17 protein-coding genes, 4 tRNA genes and 2 pseudogenes are annotated in these 23,152 nt (G+C 59.0%); 17 read left to right on the forward strand and 6 right to left on the reverse strand.

The genetic code is table 11. From position 1 onward, the window contains the following. Window position 1: 1 nt before the first annotated feature. Together ACIQU2_RS14630 and mnmC are read right to left on the reverse strand one after the other, a co-directional pair. On the reverse strand, window positions 2–1,774 hold the full coding sequence (locus ACIQU2_RS14630; protein ID WP_403141881.1) for an N-acetylglutaminylglutamine amidotransferase: 1,773 nt from the start codon (window positions 1,772–1,774) through the stop codon (window positions 2–4). A 124-nt stretch (window positions 1,775–1,898) separates the two neighbouring features. Beyond that, entirely contained in the window at window positions 1,899–3,881 is a 1,983-nt protein-coding gene (gene mnmC / locus ACIQU2_RS14635; RefSeq protein WP_403141883.1) for a bifunctional tRNA (5-methylaminomethyl-2-thiouridine)(34)-methyltransferase MnmD/FAD-dependent 5-carboxymethylaminomethyl-2-thiouridine(34) oxidoreductase MnmC, read from the reverse strand. A 253-nt stretch (window positions 3,882–4,134) separates the two neighbouring features. On the opposite strand from mnmC, the gene pap reads away from it, so the two are divergent. Then, window positions 4,135–5,658: a polyphosphate:AMP phosphotransferase gene (gene pap / locus ACIQU2_RS14640; protein ID WP_403141885.1), complete on the forward strand. Its 1,524-nt coding sequence runs from the start codon at window positions 4,135–4,137 to the stop codon at window positions 5,656–5,658. 101 nt (window positions 5,659–5,759) lie between these two features. Beyond that, window positions 5,760–6,944 carry a thiolase family protein gene (locus ACIQU2_RS14645; protein WP_403141888.1) on the forward strand — a complete coding sequence of 395 codons (1,185 nt, stop codon included), beginning with the start codon at window positions 5,760–5,762 and terminating at the stop codon, window positions 6,942–6,944. Between the two features lie 119 nt (window positions 6,945–7,063). Here ACIQU2_RS14645 and ACIQU2_RS14650 read toward each other — a convergent pair whose 3' ends face one another. Then, window positions 7,064–7,258: a DUF6316 family protein gene (locus tag ACIQU2_RS14650; protein ID WP_033055288.1), complete on the reverse strand. Its 195-nt coding sequence runs from the start codon at window positions 7,256–7,258 to the stop codon at window positions 7,064–7,066. Window positions 7,259–7,469: 211 nt separating this feature from the next. On the opposite strand from ACIQU2_RS14650, the gene ACIQU2_RS14655 reads away from it, so the two are divergent. Further along, entirely contained in the window at window positions 7,470–8,429 is a 960-nt protein-coding gene (locus tag ACIQU2_RS14655) for a DMT family transporter (protein WP_403141891.1), read from the forward strand. Between the two features lie 131 nt (window positions 8,430–8,560). Here the strand turns inward: ACIQU2_RS14655 and ACIQU2_RS14660 are convergent, their stop codons facing one another. Further along, window positions 8,561–9,955: a class II fumarate hydratase gene (locus ACIQU2_RS14660; RefSeq protein ID WP_403141894.1), complete on the reverse strand. Its 1,395-nt coding sequence runs from the start codon at window positions 9,953–9,955 to the stop codon at window positions 8,561–8,563. A 192-nt stretch (window positions 9,956–10,147) separates the two neighbouring features. On the opposite strand from ACIQU2_RS14660, the gene ACIQU2_RS14665 reads away from it, so the two are divergent. The 7 genes from ACIQU2_RS14665 to ACIQU2_RS14695 all read left to right on the forward strand — a co-directional run bounded on the left by ACIQU2_RS14665 (window position 10,148) and on the right by ACIQU2_RS14695 (window position 17,997). Then, window positions 10,148–10,672, forward strand: a complete 525-nt coding sequence (locus tag ACIQU2_RS14665) for a DUF2059 domain-containing protein (RefSeq protein WP_109633752.1) — start codon at window positions 10,148–10,150, stop codon at window positions 10,670–10,672. A 12-nt stretch (window positions 10,673–10,684) separates the two neighbouring features. Continuing rightward, on the forward strand, window positions 10,685–10,984 hold the full coding sequence (locus tag ACIQU2_RS14670; protein WP_008151216.1) for a BolA family transcriptional regulator: 300 nt from the start codon (window positions 10,685–10,687) through the stop codon (window positions 10,982–10,984). Window positions 10,985–11,087: 103 nt separating this feature from the next. After that, a complete protein-coding gene (locus ACIQU2_RS14675; RefSeq protein ID WP_403141898.1) occupies window positions 11,088–12,029 on the forward strand; it encodes a rhodanese-related sulfurtransferase in 942 nt (313 codons plus the stop codon). A gap of 39 nt (window positions 12,030–12,068) precedes the next feature. Then, window positions 12,069–12,671 (forward strand): DsbA family protein, encoded by a 603-nt coding sequence (locus tag ACIQU2_RS14680; protein WP_403142159.1) that lies wholly within the window; start codon window positions 12,069–12,071, stop codon window positions 12,669–12,671. Beyond that, window positions 12,664–14,481 carry an ABC transporter ATP-binding protein gene (locus ACIQU2_RS14685; RefSeq protein ID WP_403141900.1) on the forward strand — a complete coding sequence of 606 codons (1,818 nt, stop codon included), beginning with the start codon at window positions 12,664–12,666 and terminating at the stop codon, window positions 14,479–14,481. Before ACIQU2_RS14680 ends, ACIQU2_RS14685 begins: the two co-directional genes overlap by 8 nt. 216 nt (window positions 14,482–14,697) lie before the next feature. Further along, window positions 14,698–17,157 carry an EAL domain-containing protein gene (locus tag ACIQU2_RS14690; protein ID WP_403141902.1) on the forward strand — a complete coding sequence of 820 codons (2,460 nt, stop codon included), beginning with the start codon at window positions 14,698–14,700 and terminating at the stop codon, window positions 17,155–17,157. A gap of 78 nt (window positions 17,158–17,235) precedes the next feature. Then, the gene (locus ACIQU2_RS14695) at window positions 17,236–17,997 is read left to right on the forward strand and encodes a TenA family transcriptional regulator (protein WP_403141903.1); all 762 of its coding nucleotides are present in this window, start codon (window positions 17,236–17,238) and stop codon (window positions 17,995–17,997) included. Window positions 17,998–18,081: 84 nt separating this feature from the next. On the opposite strand, the gene sugE is transcribed toward ACIQU2_RS14695, so the two are convergent. Next, the gene (gene sugE / locus ACIQU2_RS14700) at window positions 18,082–18,396 is read right to left on the reverse strand and encodes a quaternary ammonium compound efflux SMR transporter SugE (protein WP_008151200.1); all 315 of its coding nucleotides are present in this window, start codon (window positions 18,394–18,396) and stop codon (window positions 18,082–18,084) included. A gap of 374 nt (window positions 18,397–18,770) precedes the next feature. Continuing rightward, a complete protein-coding gene (gene rdgC / locus ACIQU2_RS14705) occupies window positions 18,771–19,691 on the reverse strand; it encodes a recombination-associated protein RdgC (protein ID WP_046049133.1) in 921 nt (306 codons plus the stop codon). A 160-nt stretch (window positions 19,692–19,851) separates the two neighbouring features. Between rdgC and ACIQU2_RS14710 the strand changes: the two genes are divergently transcribed. From ACIQU2_RS14710 to tnpC, 7 genes and pseudogenes are all read left to right on the forward strand, one after another. Continuing rightward, window positions 19,852–19,927, forward strand: a tRNA-Val gene (locus ACIQU2_RS14710). A gap of 19 nt (window positions 19,928–19,946) precedes the next feature. After that, window positions 19,947–20,023, forward strand: a tRNA-Asp gene (locus tag ACIQU2_RS14715). Between the two features lie 199 nt (window positions 20,024–20,222). Next, window positions 20,223–20,298, forward strand: a tRNA-Val gene (locus tag ACIQU2_RS14720). An 18-nt stretch (window positions 20,299–20,316) separates the two neighbouring features. Then, window positions 20,317–20,393 (forward strand) — tRNA-Asp (locus tag ACIQU2_RS14725). A 543-nt stretch (window positions 20,394–20,936) separates the two neighbouring features. Further along, window positions 20,937–21,263 (forward strand): annotated as a pseudogene (gene tnpA / locus ACIQU2_RS14730) (IS66-like element accessory protein TnpA); the annotation flags it as partial. Next, on the forward strand, window positions 21,260–21,604 hold the full coding sequence (tnpB, locus tag ACIQU2_RS14735; RefSeq protein WP_403141910.1) for an IS66 family insertion sequence element accessory protein TnpB: 345 nt from the start codon (window positions 21,260–21,262) through the stop codon (window positions 21,602–21,604). The pseudogene tnpA and the gene tnpB, both read left to right, overlap by 4 nt. A gap of 37 nt (window positions 21,605–21,641) precedes the next feature. Next, a pseudogene (gene tnpC / locus ACIQU2_RS14740) lies at window positions 21,642–23,149 on the forward strand (IS66 family transposase). Window positions 23,150–23,152 lie beyond the last annotated feature (3 nt).

Raw genomic sequence — 23,152 nt, forward strand, 5'->3', positions numbered from 1 at the left:
ATCAGATTCCTTGTTCACTGAGCCACAGGTTCAGGGCCGCCAATTGCCACAGTTTGGAACCGCGCAACGGGGTCAATTGACCTTGCGGATCGGTCAGCAGGCGGTCGAGCATCTCCGGTTTGAACAGGCCGCGATCCTGACTCGGATCGAGCAGCAGTTCGCGCACCCAGTTCAGCGTATCGCCCTGCAAATGCTTCAGGCCCGGTACCGGGAAGTAACCTTTCTTGCGATCGATCACTTCACTCGGAATCACCAGCCGCGCCGCTTCTTTCAAGACTTGCTTGCCGCCATCCGGCAGTTTGAATTTGCCCGGCACGCGCGCCGACAGTTCCACCAGGCGATAGTCGAGAAATGGTGTGCGCGCTTCCAGACCCCAGGCCATGGTCATGTTGTCGACGCGTTTGACCGGGTCGTCCACGAGCATGATCGTGCTGTCCAGACGCAGGGCTTTGTCCACCGCTGCATCGGCACCGGGCTGTGCGAAATGTTCCTTCACGAAGTCGCCAGCGGCGTCATTCGCTGTCAGCCATTTCGGCTGCACGGTGGCGGCGTAGTCGTCGTAGCTGCGGTCGAAAAACGCATCGCGATAGGCTGCGTACGGATCTTCAGCGCCGTCGACTTGTGGGTACCAGTGATAACCGGCGAACAGTTCGTCTGCACCCTGGCCGCTTTGCACCACTTTGCAATGCTTGGCCACTTCACGGGACAGCAGATAGAAAGCAATGCAGTCATGGCTGACCATCGGTTCGCTCATGGCGCGGAACGCTGCGGGCAATTGCTCGATGATCTCTTTTTCGTCAATGCGCAGTTGGTGATGCTGCGTGCCGTAGTGCTTGGCGATCAGGTCCGAATACTGGAACTCGTCGCCGCGCTCGCCGCCGGCATCCTGGAAACCGATGGAGAAGGTCGACAGGTTTTCAACACCGACTTCACGCAACAGACCGACCAGCATGCTCGAATCGACACCGCCCGAAAGCAGAACACCGACGTCGACCGCCGCCCGTTGACGGATCGCCACCGCGTCACGGGTGCTGTCGAGTACACGGTCGCGCCAGTCTTCGAGTGTCAGATTCATCTCGTCGGCGTGTGGGCCGTAGGGCAGGGTCCACCAGGTTTTCTGTTCGGTGGTGCCATCCGCTTCGATGCGCATCCAGGTCGCCGGTGGCAGTTTTTCGATGCCGGCCAGCAAGGTGCGCGGCGCCGGGACCACGGCGTGGAAATTCAGATAATGATTGAGCGCCACCGGATCGAGGATCGGGTTGATGTCGCCGCCCTTGAGCAACGCCGGCAGTGCCGAGGCAAAGCGCAGGCGCTGGCCGGTGCGCGACAGGTACAGCGGCTTCACGCCGAGACGGTCGCGGGCGATGAACAGGCGTTTAGCGTCGCGCTCCCAAATGGCGAAGGCGAACATGCCGTTGAGCTTGGGTAACAGCGCTTCGCCCCAGGCGTGATAACCCTTGAGCAGCACTTCGGTGTCACCACCGGAATAGAAGGCATAACCGAGGCTTTCAAGCTCAGTGCGCAGTTCAGGGAAGTTGTAGATCGCGCCGTTGAAGGCCAGGGATAAGCCCAGCTGGTTGTCAACCATCGGCTGCGCCGAGCCGTCCGACAGGTCCATGATTTTCAGGCGACGATGGCCCAGGGCAATCGGCCCTTGGGCATGAAAGCCCCATGCGTCAGGGCCGCGAGGGGCTAGGTGATGGGTGATTCGCTCAATGGCTGCAAGGTCTGCAGGTTGATGATCAAAACGTAACTCGCCAGCTAATCCGCACATAAATTCCTTACCGGTTTTTCCGTTGGGGAGGGTCAATCGATACCGCGCCAAAAACGGCAGGTACTCAGAAACTGACCCGGCTGAATCCCCGGAGTTTTAGACCGATAAGTTATAAGGCGCGCCGTCAGACTTTTCCGCGGATCAACTGGCGCACGGCGAAACGGTTGGGATGGCAGGCCTCGGCGACCGTTCTGGGCAGGGGCAGCGGTTCGTTTTCGATCCATGCTGCAAGCAGCTCACCCGACAGTGGCGCGGTGATCAGGCCGCGAGAACCGTGGCCGCTGTTGACGTAAAAACCCTCAAGCCAGGGGCAGGGAATGTCCGGCACTTGTCGGGCGTCCTTGCTCAGTACGGCGTAGGCGTCGGCGAACGCTGCTTGCTCGGCCAACGGGCCAACGATCGGCAGGTAGTCCGGACTGGTGCAGCGGAACGCGGCGCGTCCTTCAAGCTGCAGCGGGTCCAGTTCCTGAGCATGCAGTCGCATGGCCAGGTCGGGGGAGATTTCCTCGAGCAAGGCGAGGTTGCCGAGGTGTTCGGCGAGGGTCGGGGTCAGGTCATCGCTCTTGAAGTCGAAGCTGGCGCCGAGGGTGTGTTCGCCCAGTCGAGCCGGCGCCACATAGCCTTCGGCGCAGACGACGGTGGCCAGGCTCTGGCTTTCAGGTGTTTGCGCCAGTCGGGTGATCTGGCCACGAATGCGTTTGAGGGGCAGCTCGGCGCTGTGTGGAAAACGCTTGATCTCGGCGGCGCCGGCCAGGATCACCACGGGGGCACTGGCCAGCAAATCATCACCGTCCCAGGCCTGCCACTGATCATCAACCTTGCGCAGTTCCAGTACATCGCGATGGGGCAGCCACAGGATGTTCGCCGAAGATGCCTGCCAATGGCACAACGCCGGCGGATGAACCCAGCCGCCTTCCGGAAAGAATAATCCGCCGTGATCCAGGGCGATCCCGGCCTGAATCTGGGCTTGCGGTTGATCGAGCAAGTGCACCAGGTCTGGCGGAAAGGCTGCGGCCAATTGCGCCTGACGCTCCGCTTCCTTGGCGTTGAAGGCCAGTTGCAAGACCCCGCAATCGTCCCAGTCGACGCCCCGTTGCAGATGTTCAAGCAAGCGTCGGGTGTGACCGAAACCACTGACAATCAACTGCGACAACGCGGTGCCATGGGCCGAAAGCTTGAGGTACAGCACGCCCTGTGGATTGCCCGAGGCTTCTTGCGCCAGCGCATCGTGACGCTCCAGCAGACTGACTTGCCAACCCCGCGCCGCGAGACTGGCGGCCGTGGCGCAACCGGCCAGGCCGGCGCCGATCACCATGGCACGACGTTCGCCGGTCAGTGGCGTCGGACGTGCAAACCACGGTTTAGCCAGGGTGGGCACCGGGGCTTCCTCAGGCCAGCCGAGGAACACGCCCCGCAAAATCTCCCATTTGTGGCCGATGCCGGGCGTGCGTTTCATCTTGAAACCTGCCGCGTTCAGCAGGCGGCGCACCCAACCGGTGCTGGTGAAAGTGCTGATGGTCGAGCCGGGGGCCGCCAGACGTGCCAGTTCGGCGAACAGCTCGGCGGTCCACATGTCAGGGTTTTTCGCCGGGGCAAAACCGTCGAGAAACCAGGCGTCAATCTGCGCGTCCAGTTGCGGCAATTGCTCCAGCGCATCGCCGATCAGCAGGGTCAGGGTCACGCGGCCGTTGTCCAGCACCAGGCGCTGGAAGCCTGGGTGGATTGCGATGTATTGCGTCAGCAGTTGATCGGCAAACCGCTTGAGCTCCGGCCACAAGGCCAAGGCACGCTGCAGATCGGGCAGGCTCAGCGGGTACTTTTCGACACTGACAAAATGCAGCCGCGCCCCGGCCACCGCGTGCTGCTCGAACAACTGCCAGGCGCAAAGGAAATTCAGCCCGGTGCCGAAACCGGTTTCGCCAATCACCAGTCGACCGCCGGCCGGCAACGCGGCAAAGCGTTCACGCAAAGCGTTCTGTTCGAGGAACACGTAGCGGGTTTCGTCCAGCCCCGACAGATCGGAAAAATACACATCATCGAACACCCGCGAACGCGGGAGCCCTTGGTCGTCCCAGTCGAGCTGGGCGTGGGGCAATACAGGTTTCATGGCAGGCTCGGCAACGGCAAGGCGGCCATTCTAGCCGATCGCCGGGACGGTGCTTGATCCATGGCAAGCCTCAGGATGGCGTGCTTGTACAAAATGGTGGTGACCGCAAAAGATCGCAGCCTGCGGCAGCTCCTACGGGTGTACGCCAATCCCGCGTAGGAGCTGCCGCAGGCTGCGATCTTTTGGCCATTTTTGCATCACCGCAAACCTTGAACTTCCGTTAGTCTTGCTCAATCTGGAAAGGGAGCCATCCATGTTCGAATCCGCCGAAATCGGTCACGCCATCGACAAAGAAACCTATGAGGCCGAAGTGCCGGCCCTGCGTGAAGCCCTGCTCGAAGCGCAGTTCGAACTTCGGCAGCAGAGCCGTTTTCCGGTGATCATTCTGATCAACGGCATCGAAGGGGCGGGCAAGGGCGAGACGGTCAAGTTGCTCAATGAATGGATGGACCCGCGCTCGATCGAGGTCCGCACCTTCGACCAGCAGACCGACGAAGAGCTGGCGCGGCCACCGGCCTGGCGCTACTGGCGGATGCTCCCGGCGAAGGGCCGCATGGGGATTTTCTTCGGCAACTGGTACAGCCAGATGCTGCAAGGCCGGGTTCATGGCTTGTTCAAGGATCCTAGGCTCGATCAAGGCATCAACGCGGCGGAGCGACTGGAAAAGATGTTGTGCGACGAAGGCGCGCTGATCTTCAAGTTCTGGTTCCACCTCTCCAAGAAACAAATGAAAGCACGGCTCAAGTCCTTGACGGACGACCCGCTGCACAGCTGGCGCATCAGCCCGCTGGACTGGCAACAATCCCAGACCTACGACAAGTTCGTGAAGTACGGCGAACGTGTGCTGCGCCGCACCAGCCGCGACTACGCGCCATGGCATGTGATCGAAGGCATGGATGCACGCTACCGAAGCCTGGCGGTGGGCAAGATTTTGCTCGAAGGCCTGCAAAGCGCTCTGAATCGGCCCAGGATTCACCCCGTCAAGGTCAGCGCCGCACCCTTGGGCAGCAGCGTCGATCAGTTGAACCTGCTCGATAGCCTCGACATGACCCTGCGCCTGGACAAGGACGATTACGAAGAGCAGTTGATCACCGAGCAGGCTCGGTTTTCCGGACTGATGCGCGACAAACGCATGCGCCGGCACGCTCTGGTGGCGGTGTTCGAAGGCAACGACGCAGCGGGCAAGGGCGGGGCGATCCGGCGGGTTGCCGCAGCGCTGGACCCACGTCTATACAGCATCGTGCCGATCGCCGCGCCCACCGAGGAGGAACGGGCGCATCCGTATCTTTGGCGTTTCTGGCGACATATTCCGGCGCGGGGAAAATTTACCGTGTTCGACCGGTCCTGGTATGGCCGGGTGCTGGTGGAGCGCATCGAAGGCTTTTGCAGCCCGGCGGACTGGTTACGCGCCTACGGTGAAATCAACGATTTCGAAGAGCAGATCGCCGATGCCGGGGTGATCGTGGTCAAGTTTTGGCTGGCCATCGACAAGGAGACCCAGCTGGAGCGTTTCCAGGAACGCGAACAGATCCCCTTCAAGCGTTTCAAGATCACCGAAGATGACTGGCGCAATCGTGATAAATGGGACGCCTACCGGGCGGCGGTCGGTGACATGGTTGATCGCACCAGCACGGAGATATCGGCCTGGACGCTGGTGGAAGCCAATGACAAGCGCTGGGCGCGGGTCAAAGTCCTGCGCACCATCAATCTGGCGCTGGAACAGGCTTTCGAAAAGTCCGACAAACACAACAGGAAAGTGAAGCAGCACAAGAAGTGAGCGATGGTTACGCATACGCGGGGTGAATGATTGTCGCGGTCGGTAATGCAGTGGACTTATGCTCGGTCCACTCTCAACCGACAACAACAATGAGGTATGCCATGCGTGAAGTGGTGATCGTCGACAGCGTGCGGACCGGCCTGGCCAAATCCTTTCGCGGCAAGTTTAACCAGACCCGCCCGGACGACATGGCGGCCCATTGCGTCAATGCACTGCTGGCGCGCTCGGGCATCGATCCGGCCAGCGTCGAGGACTGCATCGTCGGTGCCGGTTCCAACGAAGGTGGCCAGGGCTTCAACATCGGTCGCAACATCGCTGTGCTGTCGCGCCTGGGCACCGGCACTGCCGGCATGACCCTCAACCGTTTTTGCTCGTCGGGCTTGCAGGCGATCGCCATCGCGGCCAACCAGATCGCCTCGGGTTGCAGCGACATCATCGTCGCCGGTGGCGTCGAGTCCATCAGTCTGACCATGAAAAGCATCAACACCGACAACCTGATCAATCCGCTGCTCAAAGAGCAGGTGCCCGGTATCTATTTTCCGATGGGCCAGACGGCCGAAATCGTCGCTCGTCGTTACAACGTCAGCCGCGAAGAACAGGATCTGTACGCACTGCAAAGTCAGCAACGTACCGCTCAGGCTCAGGCCGCCGGGTTGTTTGACGATGAAATCGTGCCGATGGCGGTGAAGTATCGCGTTGAAGACAAGGCCACCGGTCAGGTGCAGATCCTTGACGGCATCGTCGATCACGATGACTGCAACCGCCCGGGTACCACCCTGGAAAGCCTGGCGGGGTTGAAACCGGTGTTTGCCGAAGATGGTTCGGTGACGGCGGGCAATTCTTCGCAGCTGTCCGATGGCGCGTCGATGACGCTGGTAATGAGCCTGGAAAAGGCACTGGAACTGGGGTTGAAGCCCAAGGCGTTCTTCCGTGGTTTCACCGTGGCCGGTTGCGAGCCGGATGAAATGGGTATCGGTCCGGTGTTTTCAGTGCCGAAGTTGCTCAAGGCCAAGGGTTTGCAGATTGCCGACATTGATCTGTGGGAACTCAACGAAGCGTTCGCCTCGCAATGCCTGTACAGCCGCAATCGGCTGGAGATCGATAACGACAAGTACAACGTCAACGGCGGTTCGATTTCCATCGGCCATCCGTTCGGCATGACCGGTTCGCGTCAGGTCGGGCATCTCGTGCGTGAATTGCAGCGCCGCAACGTGCGTTACGGCATCGTCACCATGTGTGTGGGTGGCGGGATGGGTGCGACCGGGTTGTTTGAAGCGGTGCGTTAAGTCTGGGCGATTTGTGTTGGCTGATTAACCGCTTTCGCGAGCAAGCTCGCTCCCACAGGGATCTGATGTCATAGATCTAATGTGGGAGCGAGCCTGCTCGCGAATGGAAGCACCGCGGCCTACAGGCTCATCCGCAAAAGCAGCATCCGCTCGATGTAAGCCTGTACCTCCCGCGCCAACTTCTCCGGATTTTCAAACGGCCCCTCAAGGGTGTTTTCCCGGGTGCTGAAATACAAATCCCCATTCACACGACACACCCGGTCGCAGCGAAAGTGCGTGGCGGGGGCATTGTCCTGGGCGCGCTTGCCGTACATGGCGATCTCCTGAGGAATGTTCCTGTTGGCGAATCCCATGAGCTTATGCATGAACCACTTGCAACGCCTGGCCAACCGATCGACGGCATAGCGCCAATTTAATGGTGCGACCTGCACAGTTTCATTCGCGGTCAACGCCCAACTGTTCCTGTGTGCCGAACAGGTCTAAGCCTAGAATGACCGTTCTCGCCACTTGGTTTCGGGGTTCGCCATGCACATTTCATCGGGTCGCTGGGTTTACGGTCTGTTCCTGGCCTTGGTGACCGCGCTGCTGTGGGGAATCCTGCCGATCAAACTCAAGCAAGTGCTGCTGGTGATGGACCCGGTGACGGTGACCTGGTTTCGCCTGATCGTATCCGGCGGGTGCCTGTTCATTTATCTGGCGGCCACCAAACGCCTGCCGAGCCGCAAGGTGCTGGGGCCGCGCGGAGGCTGGTTGGTGTTGATGGCGGTGCTCGGCCTGGTGGGTAACTACGTGCTGTACCTGATGGGCCTGAACCTGCTTAGCCCCGGCACCGCGCAACTGGTGGTGCAGATGGGCCCGATCATGTTGCTGATCGCCAGTCTGTTTGTGTTCAAGGAACGGTTCAGCGTGGGGCAGGGGATTGGCCTGCTGGTGCTGTTGATCGGCTTTGCCCTGTTTTTCAATCAGCGGCTGGCCGAGTTGCTGACCTCGCTGACCGATTACACCGCCGGCGTGCTGTTGGTGTTGTTGGCGTCCACGGTCTGGACGTTCTACGCCTTGGGCCAGAAGCAATTGCTCACGGTGTGGAATTCGCTGCAGGTGATGATGGTGATCTACCTGTTCTGCGCGCTGTTGTTGACGCCGTGGGTGCATCCGCTGGAAGCGCTGCAACTGAGTCCGCTGCAAGGCTGGCTGCTGCTGGCGTGCTGCATGAACACCCTGATCGCCTATGGCGCGTTTGCTGAGGCTCTGGCCCATTGGGAGGCGTCGCGGGTCAGTGCGACGTTGGCGATTACGCCGTTGGTGACGTTCGCTGCGGTGGCCGTGGCGGCGTGGTTATGGCCGGACTATGTGCACGCCGAGACAATCAATGGTCTGGGTTATGGCGGGGCGGTGCTGGTGGTGCTGGGGTCGGCGCTGGTGGCGTTGGGGCCTTCGCTGATTGCCGGGCTCAAGGCACGGCGGGTTCGGATGGGCGCAGGTTAAACCGCGTCATCGTTCTTCGCGGGCAAGCCACGCTCCCACAGGTTTTGTGTCGATCACAATATCCGGGATCAACACATAACCTGTGGGAGCGTGGCTTGCCCGCGATGACGGAGTGTCAGGCGCCGAAAATCTTAACCCTTGGCACCGGCCTCAAGCATATTCTCAGGCCTTACCCACGCATCAAACTCTTCATCCGTCAGGTAACCTAGCTGCAACGCCGCTTCTCGTAACGTCAGCCCTTCTGCGTAAGCCTTTTTGGCGATTTCCGCCGATTTGTCATAACCAATGTGCGGATTCAGCGCTGTCACCAACATCAACCCACGCTCCAGATGCTCAGCCATTTTCTCTGCATCCGGTTCCAGGCCGGCGATGCAATGCTGCTGGAAGTTGCTGCAGCCATCGCCGAGCAGGCGGATCGATTGCAGTAGGTTGTGGATGATCACCGGTTTGAACACGTTCAGTTGCAGGTGCCCCTGGCTCGCGGCAAACCCGATGGCGACGTCGTTGCCCAATACCTGACAAGCCAGCATCGATAGCGCTTCGCACTGAGTCGGATTGACCTTGCCCGGCATGATCGAGCTGCCCGGTTCGTTGGCCGGCAGTTTGACTTCGGCGAAGCCTGCTCGCGGCCCGGAGCCCAGCAGGCGCAGGTCGTTGGCGATTTTCATCAGGGTCACGGCGAGGGTTTTCAGCGCGCCGGACAGCGTGGTCAGCGGCTCATGGCCAGCCAGGGCGGCGAATTTGTTGGGTGCGGTGACGAACGGCAGGCCGGAGAGGGCGGCCAGCTCGGCAGCGATGGCTTCGCCAAAACCGTGGGGCGAGTTCAGCCCGGTGCCGACCGCGGTGCCGCCCTGGGCCAGTTCACAGACGGCTGGCAGCGCGCTGCGGATCGCCCGCTCGGCGTAATCCAGTTGCGCGATGAACGCCGACAGTTCCTGACCGAAGGTGATCGGCGTCGCGTCCATCATGTGGGTGCGGCCGGTCTTGACCAGTTTCATATGCCGCGCGGACAGCTCGGCCAATCCGCCCGACAATTCGCTGATCGCCGGCAGCAACTGCTGTTGCACCGCCTGGGCGGCGGCGATGTGCATGGCGGTCGGGAAGCAGTCGTTGGAGCTCTGGGAGCGGTTGACGTGATCGTTAGGGTGAACCGGCGACTTGCCGCCGCGAGCATTACCGGCCAGTTCGTTGGCCCGACCGGCGATCACTTCGTTGACGTTCATGTTGCTCTGGGTGCCGCTGCCGGTCTGCCAGACCACCAGCGGGAACTGGTCGTCGTGGCTGCCGTCGAGCACTTCGTCGGCGGCCTGTTCGATCAGCCGGGCGATGTCGGCGGGCAGGTCACCGTTGCGGTCATTGACCCGCGCCGCGGCTTTCTTGATCAGCGCCAGGGCATGCAGCACCGCCAGCGGCATGCGTTCGTTGCCGATCGCGAAGTTAATCAGCGAGCGTTGCGTCTGAGCGCCCCAGTAGGCTTCATCCGGGACTTCCACCTGGCCAAGGCTGTCGGTTTCGATACGGCTCATCATGCACACTCCTGTAGGTCTGATAGCGCAGTTTAGGCCGTGATCGCCAACCGTGGTTCCATCAGTCTGGAATTTGACCGTTCAACCCCTCTAAATCAGGCCCGATAAGGCTTGGGGTTGAGTGACACACTTTTTTAGGCGCAGAATGGACGCCCTTGGGGTTTTACCTCGCCTGCTAGAAAAGGAAACTCGATGACTCGTCTTCGTGCCATCTGTACCGCGGTTGCACTGGTTTGCGCCAGCGGCCCTGTTTTTGCCGATACCGCCAGCCACAACGCCAGTGCCGAGGCTTTCCTGACCCTGGCGCACGCTGACAAATTGGGCACTCCGGTGTACATGCAAGTGCAGCAAATGTTCGCTCAGCGCTTTGAACAGACCAAAGCTCCCGAGTCGAAAAAAGCCCTGCTGGAAACGTACCAGGCCAAAGCCAACGCCGCTCTGGACCAAGCCATTGGCTGGAACAAGCTGAAGCCGGACATGGTCAAGCTCTACACCACCAACTTCAGCGAATCCGAGCTGAAAGACCTGGTCGCGTTCTACAAATCGCCACTGGGCAAGAAAGTCCTGGAAAAAATGCCGCAGCTGACTCAGCAATCGGCCCAGATGACTCAAGCCAAGCTGGAAAGCGCCGTGCCTGTGGTCAACAAACTGCTGGCTGACATGACGGCCGAGCTGGAGCCTAAAGGCGCCGCTGCTCCAGCCAAGAAAAAGCCTTAAGCGGAGTTCGGTATGACCATGCAACAACGCATCGAATCGACGCTGGGCCTGTTGCAGCCGCAGCATCTGCAAGTGCTGGATGAAAGCCACATGCACAGCCGTGGGTTGCAGACCCACTTCAAGGCCGTGGTGGTCAGCCAGCAGTTCGAAGGGCTCAACCGCGTCAAGCGTCACCAGAAAGTCTACGGCACGCTCGGCGAGCTGATGGGCGAGTTCCATGCGTTGGCGCTGCATACCTACACGCCAGAGGAATGGGCACAGATCGACGCGGCTCCGGCCTCGCCGACCTGTGCTGGCGGCAGCAAGCATTAAGCATCGGTTTTTTGCTAGAATCCGCAACGCGCCGCTCACCCGGCGCGTTTTTTTTTCGCATCCGGTTCACCCCTTACGAGGGTAGCCACCTGGAGAATCACCCATGACACAACAGATTGTCGTGGCGGCACTGTATAAGTTCGTCACCCTGGAAGATTACGTCACCCTGCGCGAGCCACTGCTGCAAGCGATGGTCGACAACGGCATCAAAGGCACGCTGTTGATCGCCGAAGAAGGCATCAACGGCACCGTGTCCGGCAGCCGCGAAGGCATTGACGGGCTGATGGCCTGGCTCAAGAACGACCCGCGTATGGACGACATCGACCACAAAGAGTCGTACTGCGACGACCAGCCGTTCTATCGCACCAAAGTCAAACTCAAGAAAGAAATCGTTACCCTCGGCGTCGAAGGCGTGGACCCGAACAAGAAGGTCGGCACCTACGTCGATCCAGAGAACTGGAACGCGTTGATCAGCGATCCGGAAGTGTTGTTGATCGACACTCGCAACGACTACGAAGTCTCGATCGGCACCTTCGAAGGCGCCATCGACCCGAAGACCACCAGTTTTCGCGAATTCCCCGACTACATCAAAGCCCATTTCGACCCTGCCGTGCACAAGAAAGTCGCGATGTTCTGCACCGGCGGCATTCGTTGTGAAAAGGCGTCGAGCTATATGCTCAGCCAAGGCTTCGACGAGGTCTATCACCTCAAGGGCGGCATTCTGAAGTACCTCGAAGAGGTGCCGCAGGAAGAAACCAAATGGCAGGGCGACTGCTTCGTGTTCGATAACCGCGTGACCGTTCGTCACGACCTCAGCGAAGGCGACTACGATCAATGTCATGCCTGTCGTACACCGATCAGCGTCGAAGACCGCACATCCGAGCACTACGTGGCCGGCATCAGTTGCCCGCATTGCTGGGATAAGCTGAGCGAGAAGACCCGTCGCAGTGCCATCGACCGGCAAAAGCAGATCGAACTGGCCAAGGCTCTTAACCTGCCTCACCCGATCGGCTACAACTACAAGCAAACTCCTTCCGAGGCTTGAACCATGTCTGCGCAACGCCTGCTCTATTTGATGGACCCGATGTGTTCCTGGTGCTGGGGCTTCGCGCCGGTGGCCAACGCGCTGGTCGAGCAGGCGCAAGCAGCAGGGGTGGACGTGCACCTAGTGGTGGGCGGTTTGCGTACCGGCAGCGGCTCCGCGCTGGAGCCGACCACCCGGCGCTACATTCTTGAACATTGGCAGGCGGTCACCCAGGCCACCGGCCAGCCGTTCAAAATCGAAGGGGCGTTGCCTGATGGCTTTGTCTACGACACCGAACCTGCCTGTCGGGCGCTAGTCACTGCGCGCAGCCTGGCGCCGGATTGCGCGTGGAAACTGCTCGGGCTGATTCAGCACGCGTTTTACGCCGAAGGGCGCGACGTCACTCACGCCAGTGTTCTGGTGGAGCTGGCGGAGCAGGCCGGTCTGCCGCGCATCGAGTTCGCCGCCGCGTTCGACCGTGCCGATCAGCACGCCGCGACGGCGGCCGATTTCACCTGGGTGCAGGACCTGGGCATTGCCGGTTTCCCTACCTTGCTGGCTGAGCGTAATGGTCAATTGGCGCTGTTGACCAATGGCTATCAGCCGCTCAGCGTATTGTCTCCGTTGCTCGGCCGCTGGCTGGAGCGCGCTGCCTGTGCATGATCTGCCCGACGACGCGCCAGCTCCTTCACGTGTCGACCGTCTGAGCTGGGCAGAAATCCGTCGCCTGGCGCTGCATCACAAGAAATCCCTGTGGATCGCCAACGGTGTGGCAGTGTTGGCAACCCTGTGTAGCGTGCCAATTCCCTTGCTCCTGCCGTTGCTGGTGGACGAAGTGCTGCTGGGTCATGGCGATTCCGCGTTGAAAATCATGAACCACGCGTTGCCGCAAGGCTGGCAGAAAGCGGCGGGCTACATCGGCCTGATGCTGCTGGTGACGCTGGGACTGCGTTGCGCTGCATTGCTGTTCAACGTGGTGCAGGCGAAGTTGTTCGCGGCGCTGGCCAAGGACATCGTGTACCGCATTCGCGTGCGGCTGATCGAACGGCTTAAGCGCATCTCGCTGGGTGAGTACGAAAGCCTGGGCAGCGGCACGGTCACCACCCACCTGGTGACCGACCTGGACACGCTGGACAAATTCGTTGGCGAAACCCTCAGTCGTTTCCTTGTGGCCATGCTGACCCTGGTCGGCACCGCCTCCATCCTGATGTGGATGCACTGGAAACTGGCGTTGCTGATCCTGCTGTTCAACCCGTTGGTGATCTATGCCACGGTGCAGTTGGGCAAACGGGTCAAGCACCTGAAGAAACTCGAGAACGACAGCACCTCGCGCTTTACCCAGGCGCTGACCGAAACCCTCGACTCGATTCAGGAAGTGCGGGCCGGCAACCGTCAGGGCTTTTTCCTTGGGCGCCTGGGTCGGCGCGCCCGGGAAGTGCGCGATTACGCGGTGAACTCGCAGTGGAAAACCGATGCCTCGAACCGTGCCAGCGGCTTGCTGTTCCAGTTCGGCATCGATATTTTCCGTGCGGCGGCGATGCTCACCGTGCTGTTTTCCGACCTGTCCATCGGCCAGATGCTCGCGGTGTTCAGCTATCTGTGGTTCATGATCGGTCCGGTGGAACAGCTGCTGAATCTGCAGTACGCCTATTACGCGGCCGGCGGCGCGCTGTCGCGGATCAACGAGTTGCTGGCCCGGGCCGATGAGCCTGAGTACCCGGGCGGTGTGGACCCGTTCAACGGTCGCGAAACCGTGGGCATCGAAGTCCAGGGATTGAGTTTCGGTTACGGCGACGAGCTGGTGTTGAACCAGATGAACCTGTCGATCGCCCCCGGCGAAAAGGTCGCGATTGTCGGCGCCAGCGGTGGTGGCAAAAGTACCTTGGTGCAGTTGCTGCTGGGCCTGTACACGCCGCTCGCCGGGACGATCCGCTTCGGCGGCTCGACCCAGCAAGAGATCGGCCTGGAAACCGTGCGGGAAAATGTCGCCGTGGTCCTGCAACATCCGGCGCTGTTCAACGACACCATCCGCGCCAACCTGACCATGGGCCGCGAACGCAGCGACGAAGCCTGCTGGCAGGCTTTGGAGATTGCTCAGTTGCACCACACGGTGAGTGAGTTGCCCAACGGCCTGGACAGCATCGTCGGACGTTCCGGCGTGCGGTTATCCGGCGGGCAGCGTCAACGCCTGGCGATTGCGCGGATGGTCCTGGCCGAGCCCAAGGTGGTGATCCTCGACGAAGCCACCTCGGCACTGGATGCCGCCACCGAATACAACCTGCACCAGGCGTTGGCGCGGTTCTTGAGTAACCGCACCACGCTGATCATTGCGCACCGGTTGTCCGCGGTGAAGCAGGCTGATCGGGTGCTGGTGTTTGATGGCGGACAAATTGCCGAGGATGGCGACCATCAGCAATTGATTGCTGATGGGGGGTTGTACGCCAAGCTTTATGGGCATTTGCAGCAGCACTAGCCAATGCGCACAGCCTCTTTTTCCGACGATGCCCGTTTTGAAGTGAGTAGATGCGCCTTCCTTTGTTTGTCTGCTGCGCTCCAAAAAAACAGCGACTTATAGACACTTCCCCACAGCGGGAGCGGCTACTCGCTTGCCGGGATCAAGAACGCACCCTAGTCTAGCTGTAGCGATCACGTTGGATGATGATCTGGCAGTGCCAAAACAAGGGACCTCATGAATCAAGCGCGGACTCTCGGAACGCCACGGTTGTTGGGCATCGTCTGGCCATTTATTGCCGTCGTGTTGTTTCAAGCCTTGCTGGGCGGTGTCAGCCTGTATGTTCTGTCGGCGGTTCGCGGCTACGTTGCCGGTGAAAGCCTGTGGTCCAAAGGCCAAAAAGACGCCATCTATTACCTCAATCTCTACGCCGACAGCCGCGACGAGACGATTTTCCTCAAATATCAGTACGCCATTGCCGTACCGCAGGGGGGCCACGAGTTGCGTGTGGCGCTGGATCATCGGCCACCTGATATCGAAGCGGCACGGGTGGCGATCCTCAAGGGAGGTAACCACCCGGATGACGTCTCCAGTGTGATCTGGCTTTACCTCAATTTCCGGCATTTCAGTTACCTCGAAAAAGCTATCGACCTTTGGACGGTGGGCGACGCGTACCTGGTGCAACTCGATGACGTTGCGAAGGAAATGCATCAGCACATTCCTGTCAATCAGGCCGCCGAGGTTGACATCAAGCGCTGGAAAGACCAGATATTCGCCATCAACGATGGTGTGACACCGGCGGCGAAAGCCTTCAGCGATGCCTTGGGCGAAGGTTCACGGGTGATCCTGCGGCTGCTGCTGGTGACCAACCTCGCCACCGCCCTGGGCTTGATTGCGCTGGCCTTGATGCGCACCCACAAACTGCTCAAGCACCGCAATGCGTTCGCCGAGGCCCTGCAGTTGGAGAAGGATCGGGCGCAGATCACCCTGCAATCGATTGGCGATGGCGTGATCACCACGAATGTCGAAGGCGCAATCGCCTACATGAACCCGGCCGCCGAGGCGTTGACTCACTGGAAGGCCGAGCAGGCGACGGGTTTGCCGCTGGCGGCGCTGTTCAATCTGCTGGACGAGAACGCTCAGGCCGATGGCTTCACGTTGATCGAGCACATTTTGAGCGGACAGCTGAGCGGTGGCAGCGAACACTCAAAACTGATCCAGCGCCTGGATGGCAGCACGGTTTCGGTCACCCTGGTCGGTGCGCCGATCCGCAACGCCGGCAAGGTCAGCGGCACGGTGCTGGTGCTGCACGACATGACCCAGGAGCGACAGTACATTGCCAATCTGTCCTGGCAGGCGACCCATGACGCCTTGACTGGGCTCGCCAACCGCCGAGAGTTCGAATATCGCCTGGAGCAGGCGCTGCACATCCTGGCGCGGCAGTCGGGGCGCCATGCCTTGATGTTCCTCGATCTGGATCAGTTCAAACTGGTCAACGATACCTGCGGCCACGCGGCGGGTGACGAGCTGCTTCGGCATATCTGTGCGTTGCTGCAATCCGGTTTGCGCGAAGGCGATACCCTGGCCCGCCTGGGTGGCGACGAGTTTGGCATCCTGCTGGAGAACTGCGCCCCGGAAGCCGCCGAGAAAATCGCCGAAGGCCTGCGTCAGACCGTGCAGAACCTGCACTTCGTCTGGAAAGGCCGACCATTCGTGACTACTGTGAGCATCGGGCTGGTTCACATCGCTCAGAATCCGACCACTCTCGAAGCCTCGCTGCGCGCTGCCGACATGGCCTGCTACATGGCCAAGGAAAAGGGCCGCAATCGGGTTCAGGTCTATCACGCCGACGATTCGGAACTGTCCCTGCGCTTCGGCGAGATGGCTTGGGTACAGCGTTTGCACATGGCGCTGGAAGAAGACCGCTTCTGTCTGTACGCCCAGGAAATCGCGCCCCTTGGTCATATCGAGAAGGGCGATGGACATATCGAAATTCTGTTGCGCCTGCATGACGAAGCCGGACGCATGATTTTGCCCGACAGTTTTATTCCGGCTGCTGAGCGTTATGGTCTGATGACGTCCCTTGATCGCTGGGTTGTACAGAACGTTTTCAAAATTATTGCCCAATGCATAGCCGAGCAGCACAAAGGACCATTGGCCATGTGTGCGATTAATCTGTCAGGCACAACTATCGGAGATGAGGCGTTTCTGCACTTCCTGCGTGAACAGTTTGTTACTTACTCCATACCGCCTGAAATGATTTGTTTTGAAATCACTGAAACCAGTGCTATTTCCAATCTCGGAAGTGCAATCAGATTTATTAATGAACTCAAAGGTTTAGGTTGCCACTTTTCACTGGATGACTTTTGCGCCGGAATGTCCTCATTCGCATACTTGAAACATTTACCTGTAGACTTCTTGAAGATCGACGGGAGTTTCGTAAAGGATATGCTGGACGACCCGATTAACCGCGCCATGGTCGAAGTGATCAACCACATCGGTCATGTTATGGGTAAGCGTACGATTGCCGAGTTTGTTGAAACACCCCAGATCGAGCAGGCATTGCTGGAGATCGGGGTGGATTACGCTCAAGGGTATGTTATTGAACGCCCGCATTTGTTTACCTGCGACAGTTTACAAAGTCGTCCAGCCAGGCCTCAGCCTTTGTTGTTCAAGGCGCCTGGCACGTTCCGTTGAAATCTCTTGCTGATCCTTATAATCACAATCAAAAGGAGCTCGACAGTGATCGACACATTCAACCGAACCGGACCACTCATGGAAGCTGCAAGTTATCCCGCGTGGGCTCAACGCCTGATCCAGGATTGCAGCGAGAGCAAACGCCGGGTTGTCGAACACGAACTGTATCAGCGTCTGCGTGATAACAAACTCAGTGCAAAGACCATGCGCCAGTACCTGATTGGTGGCTGGCCGGTAGTCGAACAGTTCGCGTTATATATGGCACAGAACCTGACCAAGACTCGCTTTGCCCGCCATCCAGGTGAAGACATGGCGCGTCGCTGGCTGATGCGTAACATACGCGTCGAATTGAACCATGCCGATTACTGGGTGCACTGGAGCCGTGCTCACGGTGTCAGCCTGGAAGATCTGCAAGCGCAACAGGTTGCCCCTGAGCTTCACGCCTTGAGCCACTGGTGCTGGCACACCAGTTCGTCGGATTCGCTGATCGTTGCCATTGCCGCCACCAACTACGCCATTGAAGGTGCGACCGGGGAGTGGTCGGCGCTGGTCTGTTCCAGTGGCGTCTACGCGGCATCATTCCCCGAGGAAGATCGCAAGCGGGCCATGAAGTGGTTGAAGATGCATGCCCAGTACGACGATGCCCATCCGTGGGAAGCCCTGGAAATCATCTGCACGCTGGCGGGTATGAACCCAAGTAAATCCCTGCAAGTGGAATTGCGTCAGGCCGTCTGCAAGAGCTACGACTACATGTTCCTGTTCCTGGAGCGCTGCATGCAGCTTGAGCATGCGGAAAAGGCCCCGGTCGCGCGTGAACGCAGGGCGCTGGCCGAAAGTTGATCCGTTGATACAAACCATTGAAAAAGCCCGCTCCCCTGTCTGTATCGAAAGGGGGGCGGGCTTTTTCGTAATGGCTGCAAACAGTCAGGCGCTGATCTTCAGTCCGACCAGCCCGGAAATGATCAGCGCCACACTGGCGAGTCTGAACAGCGCCATGGATTCACCAAACAGAATGATCCCGGCAATTACCGTCCCGACCGCACCGACACCCGTCCAGATCGCGTAGGCCGTGCCCAGCGGCAATTCCTTCATGGCAAGGCCCAGCAAGCCAAGGCTGATGGCCATGGCGGCAACGGTCAATGCGGTGGGGAGAGGGCGGCTGAAGCCATCGGTGTATTTCAGGCCGACAGCCCAGCCAACTTCGAACAGGCCGGCGAAAAACAGAATGATCCAGGACATGAGAGACCTCCATCGATTGACGGGGTCGTCCCCAGATTAATGACTCGATCGAGCCGCGAGGTCGTCCTCGCGTTGCACAATAGAGTGCCCATCATTAACCCAGGGATCAAGTTTTCGGATCAGTCGACAGCCTGCTGGGCCGCTGTTTCCCGATCCACGACGGCGAAAATCAGTACCCCGTAAGCGAAGGTGTTGCCGACAAGGCGACTCAATGCAGCGAGTGCACGTATGGCCTGATCCTTATTATTAAGTAGCACCCCAAAAACCAATGTGGGAGCGAGCTTGCTCGCGATGTGGGACTTACATTCAACGAAGATGTTGACTGACAGTCCGCTATCGCGAGCAAGCTCTCCCACAGTAGAGATCACAAGGCTTTAGATCCCCTGCGGAGTCTCTTCACCGCCCAGCGCTTCAACCAGCGCCGGCAGGAAGTCGCCGAAGGTCAGCATCATCAGGGTGAAGCTGGCGTCCAGTTGGCCGAGGGCTTCTTCGCCACCGTCCTGTTCCGCCTGGTCTTGCAGCAGGTCTTCGAACTTCAGGCGCTTGACCACCATCTTGTCGTCAAGCACGAAAGACAGCTTGTCTTGCCAGGCCAGCGACAGCTGAGTGACCACTTTGCCGGTGCTCAGGTGCAACTGGATTTCTTCGCTGGTCAGGTCCTGGCGCTTGCAACGCACGATGCCGCCGTCTTCGTGGGTATCACGCAGCTCGCACTCGTCCAGCACGAAGAAATCGTCCGCAGCTTTCTGGGTGGTGACCCATTCAGTCATGGTCGCGGTAGGGGACATCTTCACGGTCAGCGGGCGTACCGGTAGCGTGCCGATGACTTCACGCAGGGTGGACAACAGGTCTTCGGCACGTTTCGGGCTGGCGGAGTTGACCAGGATCAGGCCCTGTTTAGGCGCGATGGCAGCGAAAGTCGACGAACGACGAATAAAGGCGCGCGGCAGGAAGGCCTGGATGATTTCATCCTTGATCTGATCGCGTTCCTTTTTGTAGACCTTGCGCATTTGTTCGGCTTCGATCTCTTCGACCTTTTCCTTCACCGCGTCACGCACGACGCTGCCCGGCAGAATGCGCTCTTCTTTACGCGCGGCGATCAGCAGGAAGTCGCCGCTGATGTGCACCAGCGGAGCATCTTCGCCCTTGCCGAATGGCGCGACGAAACCGTAGGTGGTCAACTCCTGGCTTGCACATGAACGCGCCAGTTTGGTGGCCAGTGCAGTTTCCAACGCCTCGGCATCAAAAGGCAGATCTTGGGTCAGGCGATAGATAAGCAGGTTTTTGAACCACATGGGGCGAGTCTCTCCTTTATACAAAGGGGGGCATTATTCTCTTCGCGGCGCCATAGGCCAACCCTTCTCTAAGCCTTTGGAAGGCCTGAAAAAATTAATTAAAAAAGTGCTTGCCAGAGATGTGGTCGCTCCGTAGAATGCGCGCCACACCGAAAGTGAAGGGTGATTAGCTCAGCTGGGAGAGCGTCTGCCTTACAAGCAGAATGTCGGCGGTTCGATCCCGTCATCACCCACCATTCGCTTCCAGTGTTACGCGCAGCGGTAGTTCAGTCGGTTAGAATACCGGCCTGTCACGCCGGGGGTCGCGGGTTCGAGTCCCGTCCGCTGCGCCATATTCGGTTATCTGGAACGCTGAACGCCAGGTCACCATGGAAAAGCCCGCTTAACGCGGGTTTTTTTCTGTCCAAAGTTTGTAAGTTGTTCCTGCAGGTCGCGTCGTTTTATAGGTTTTCAGATTTTTTGAAAAATTATTCAATTAAATCAACACTTTATGAAAATCTGTGGCACAATGCGCCCCGCAACGAAGGTAAAGGGTGATTAGCTCAGCTGGGAGAGCGTCTGCCTTACAAGCAGAATGTCGGCGGTTCGATCCCGTCATCACCCACCACTACTTTCAATGTTACGCGCAGCGGTAGTTCAGTCGGTTAGAATACCGGCCTGTCACGCCGGGGGTCGCGGGTTCGAGTCCCGTCCGCTGCGCCATATTCGGTCACCTGGAACGCTGAACGCCAGGTCACCACAGAAAGCCCGCTTAATGCGGGCTTTTTGCTGTCTGGGGTTTGGTGAAGTCCTTCACTGCGTGCCGTGGATATAACTATGTAGTGCCTGCCAGGCACGCAGCTTTCGGACAATGGGCAGCGTTTTCCATGACAAATACCGTCATGGAGTAAGTTCATCGCCTACCGAGAGACTGTAATCATGAAATCCACCCCTCCTGAAGGTGTTGTTCCGTCCTCCACTACCGATACTCGGTGCTGGTAGATGTCGCCTCCGGACGGTATCCAGGAGGGCGGTAACGCACTATAAGGTCCAAACTCAGGGTGTCAATTCTGGCGAGCAGCCTCAAATAAGCACAGTTAAGCTAGTTAAAACAATCGGTTGCATAGCATCTGATCAGTAACCGTCCGGCCAGTACCCACTCCTGAGAGCCTCCAAAATCAGCAAAAATAGTGTCCATCATTTTTTAGTTGACACTATCTTGGATATCATTGCCCCAGCCCATCGACCCGGTGCCGCCCCAACTTCCCGCCAGAGTTCAAACGCAAAGTTGTCGAAGCCACGTTCCAGTCTGGCGCCTCCGTGTCGTTGATCGCTCGCGAACATGACGTCAATGCCAACCTGGTCTTTCGCTGGCGGCAGCAATATCAAGAGGGCTTCTTCGGCCCGGCCAGTCAGAGTGCAACGCTTTTGCCTGTCCAGGTGATCGAGGCGCCAATAGATTTACCGCAAGTCATTCAGTCACCGCCAGAGTGTCATTCCGTGATCATTGTTGAGGCGGGAAAAGCCAAGCGCATCACTGGCACGCCTGACCCGCAAACCCTGCAACTCATCGTGCAGCAGTTGCTGCGATGATTGCTCCTCCCGCTGGGAAACGTATCTGGATCGCCGCTGGTGTCACGGACATGCGCCGTGGCTTCGACGGTTTAGCTGTACTGGTGCAGACTCAGCTTGAAGCCGATCCGTTCTCCGGTCAGATTTTCGCCTTTCGCGGACGGCGCGGTGACCGGATCAAATTGCTGTGGTGGGATGGCGACGGGTTGTGCCTGTTTTGCAAACGGTTGGAGCAAGGGCGCTTCGTCTGGCCGCAAGCAACCAGCGGCAGCGTGACGCTGACGGCTGCGCAGTTGTCGATGCTGTTGGAAGGCATTGATTGGCGCAGGCCAATTCGTACAGCACCCGTCCTCGCGGTCTGACTTGCCACGCTGAAAAAATCCCAAGTAACATTCGGTCATGACGCTCGCGACCGACACCCTGCCTAACGATCTTCAAGCCTTGAAGGCTCTGGTCTCTGCCCAGCGGGCAGAGATTAAGCGCTTGGAAATGATGATCGCCAAGCTGCGACGTACGCAGTTCGGTCGCAGCTCCGAGCAACTGGACGCGATGATCGATCAACTGCAACTGAGTCTTGAAGAGTTGCAAGTCAGCCAGACTGAACTGACACCGCCAACCGAACCGCCACCTCGCCCTGTCTCTCGGCGCAAGCCATTACCTGAACACCTGCCTCGCGAAATTCACGTCCATCAGCCCGAATCACAATGTTCTGGTTGCGGTGGGAAACTTCGCCATTTGGGGGAGGATGTGTCTGAGGTGCTGGAGTATGTCCCTGCGCGCTTCAACGTGATCCGCCATGTTCGCCCCAAGTGGGTTTGCCGCTGCTGCGAGCACATCGCTCAGGTACCGGCGCCGAATCGCCCGATAGCCCGAGGCCTTGCAGGCCCTGGGCTACTGGCCCACGTGCTGGTCTCCAAGTTTGTTGACCATTTGCCACTGTATCGACAATCCGAGATCTACGCCCGTGAGGGCGTGGATCTGGAGCGCTCAACTCTGGCCGACTGGGTCGGCCAGAGCAATCAATTGCTCAGGCCGCTGATCAACGCCCTTGAGCGTCATGTCATGAGCGGCCATAAAGTCCATGCCAACGACACGCCGATTGGTGTACTTGCGCCGGGCAACGGCAAAACCAAAACGGCTCGCCTATGGACATACGTGCGGGACGACCGACCTGCCGGTTACACGACGCCGGCGGCTGTATGGTTTGCCTACTCGCCGGATCGCAAGGGGCAACATCCCCGTGCTCATCTCAAGGGCTTCAGCGGGATCTTGCAGGCTGACGGCTACGCCGGTTTTGCTCAGCTGTATGCGACAGGCACCATTCAGGAAGCCGCCTGCTGGGCTCACGCCCGCCGCAAGTTTTACGATGTCTACAAAGACCAGGCTTCACCCACTTGCTGACTAGGTGCTGCAACGGATTGCGGCCCTGTATGCCATCGAAAGCGAGATCCGCGGATAGCCGCCAGATCATAGAAAATCGGTTCGGCAAAGTCGGGCAATTCCACTGCTGGAGCACCTGCACACGTGGCTTAACCAAACGCTGGCTCAACTGTCGAAAAAATCGACATTGGGCGGTGCAATCCTCTATGCCCTCAACCGGTGGCAGGCTTTTAACGCGCTACTGCGATGACGGCCGAATCGAAATCGACAACAACGCCGCCGAACGGGCGCTGCGCGCCGTCGCGCTGGGCCGCAAAAACTACCTGTTTGCCGGTTCCGATGCCGGCGGAGAACGAGCGGCTGCGATTTACAGCCTGGTGGGTTCGGCCAAACTCAACGACCTGAACCCGCAAGCCTATATGACACATGTACTGGAACGCATTGCCGAGCACCCGATCAATCGGATTGACGAACTGCTGCCCTGGAATGTTTCTCTTACCTCATTCGAAGACCGCGAGGCTGCTTGATCA

This window comes from Pseudomonas sp. NPDC098740 (genome assembly GCF_044760065.1).
In the GTDB taxonomy this organism is placed as follows: domain Bacteria; phylum Pseudomonadota; class Gammaproteobacteria; order Pseudomonadales; family Pseudomonadaceae; genus Aquipseudomonas; species Aquipseudomonas rossensis.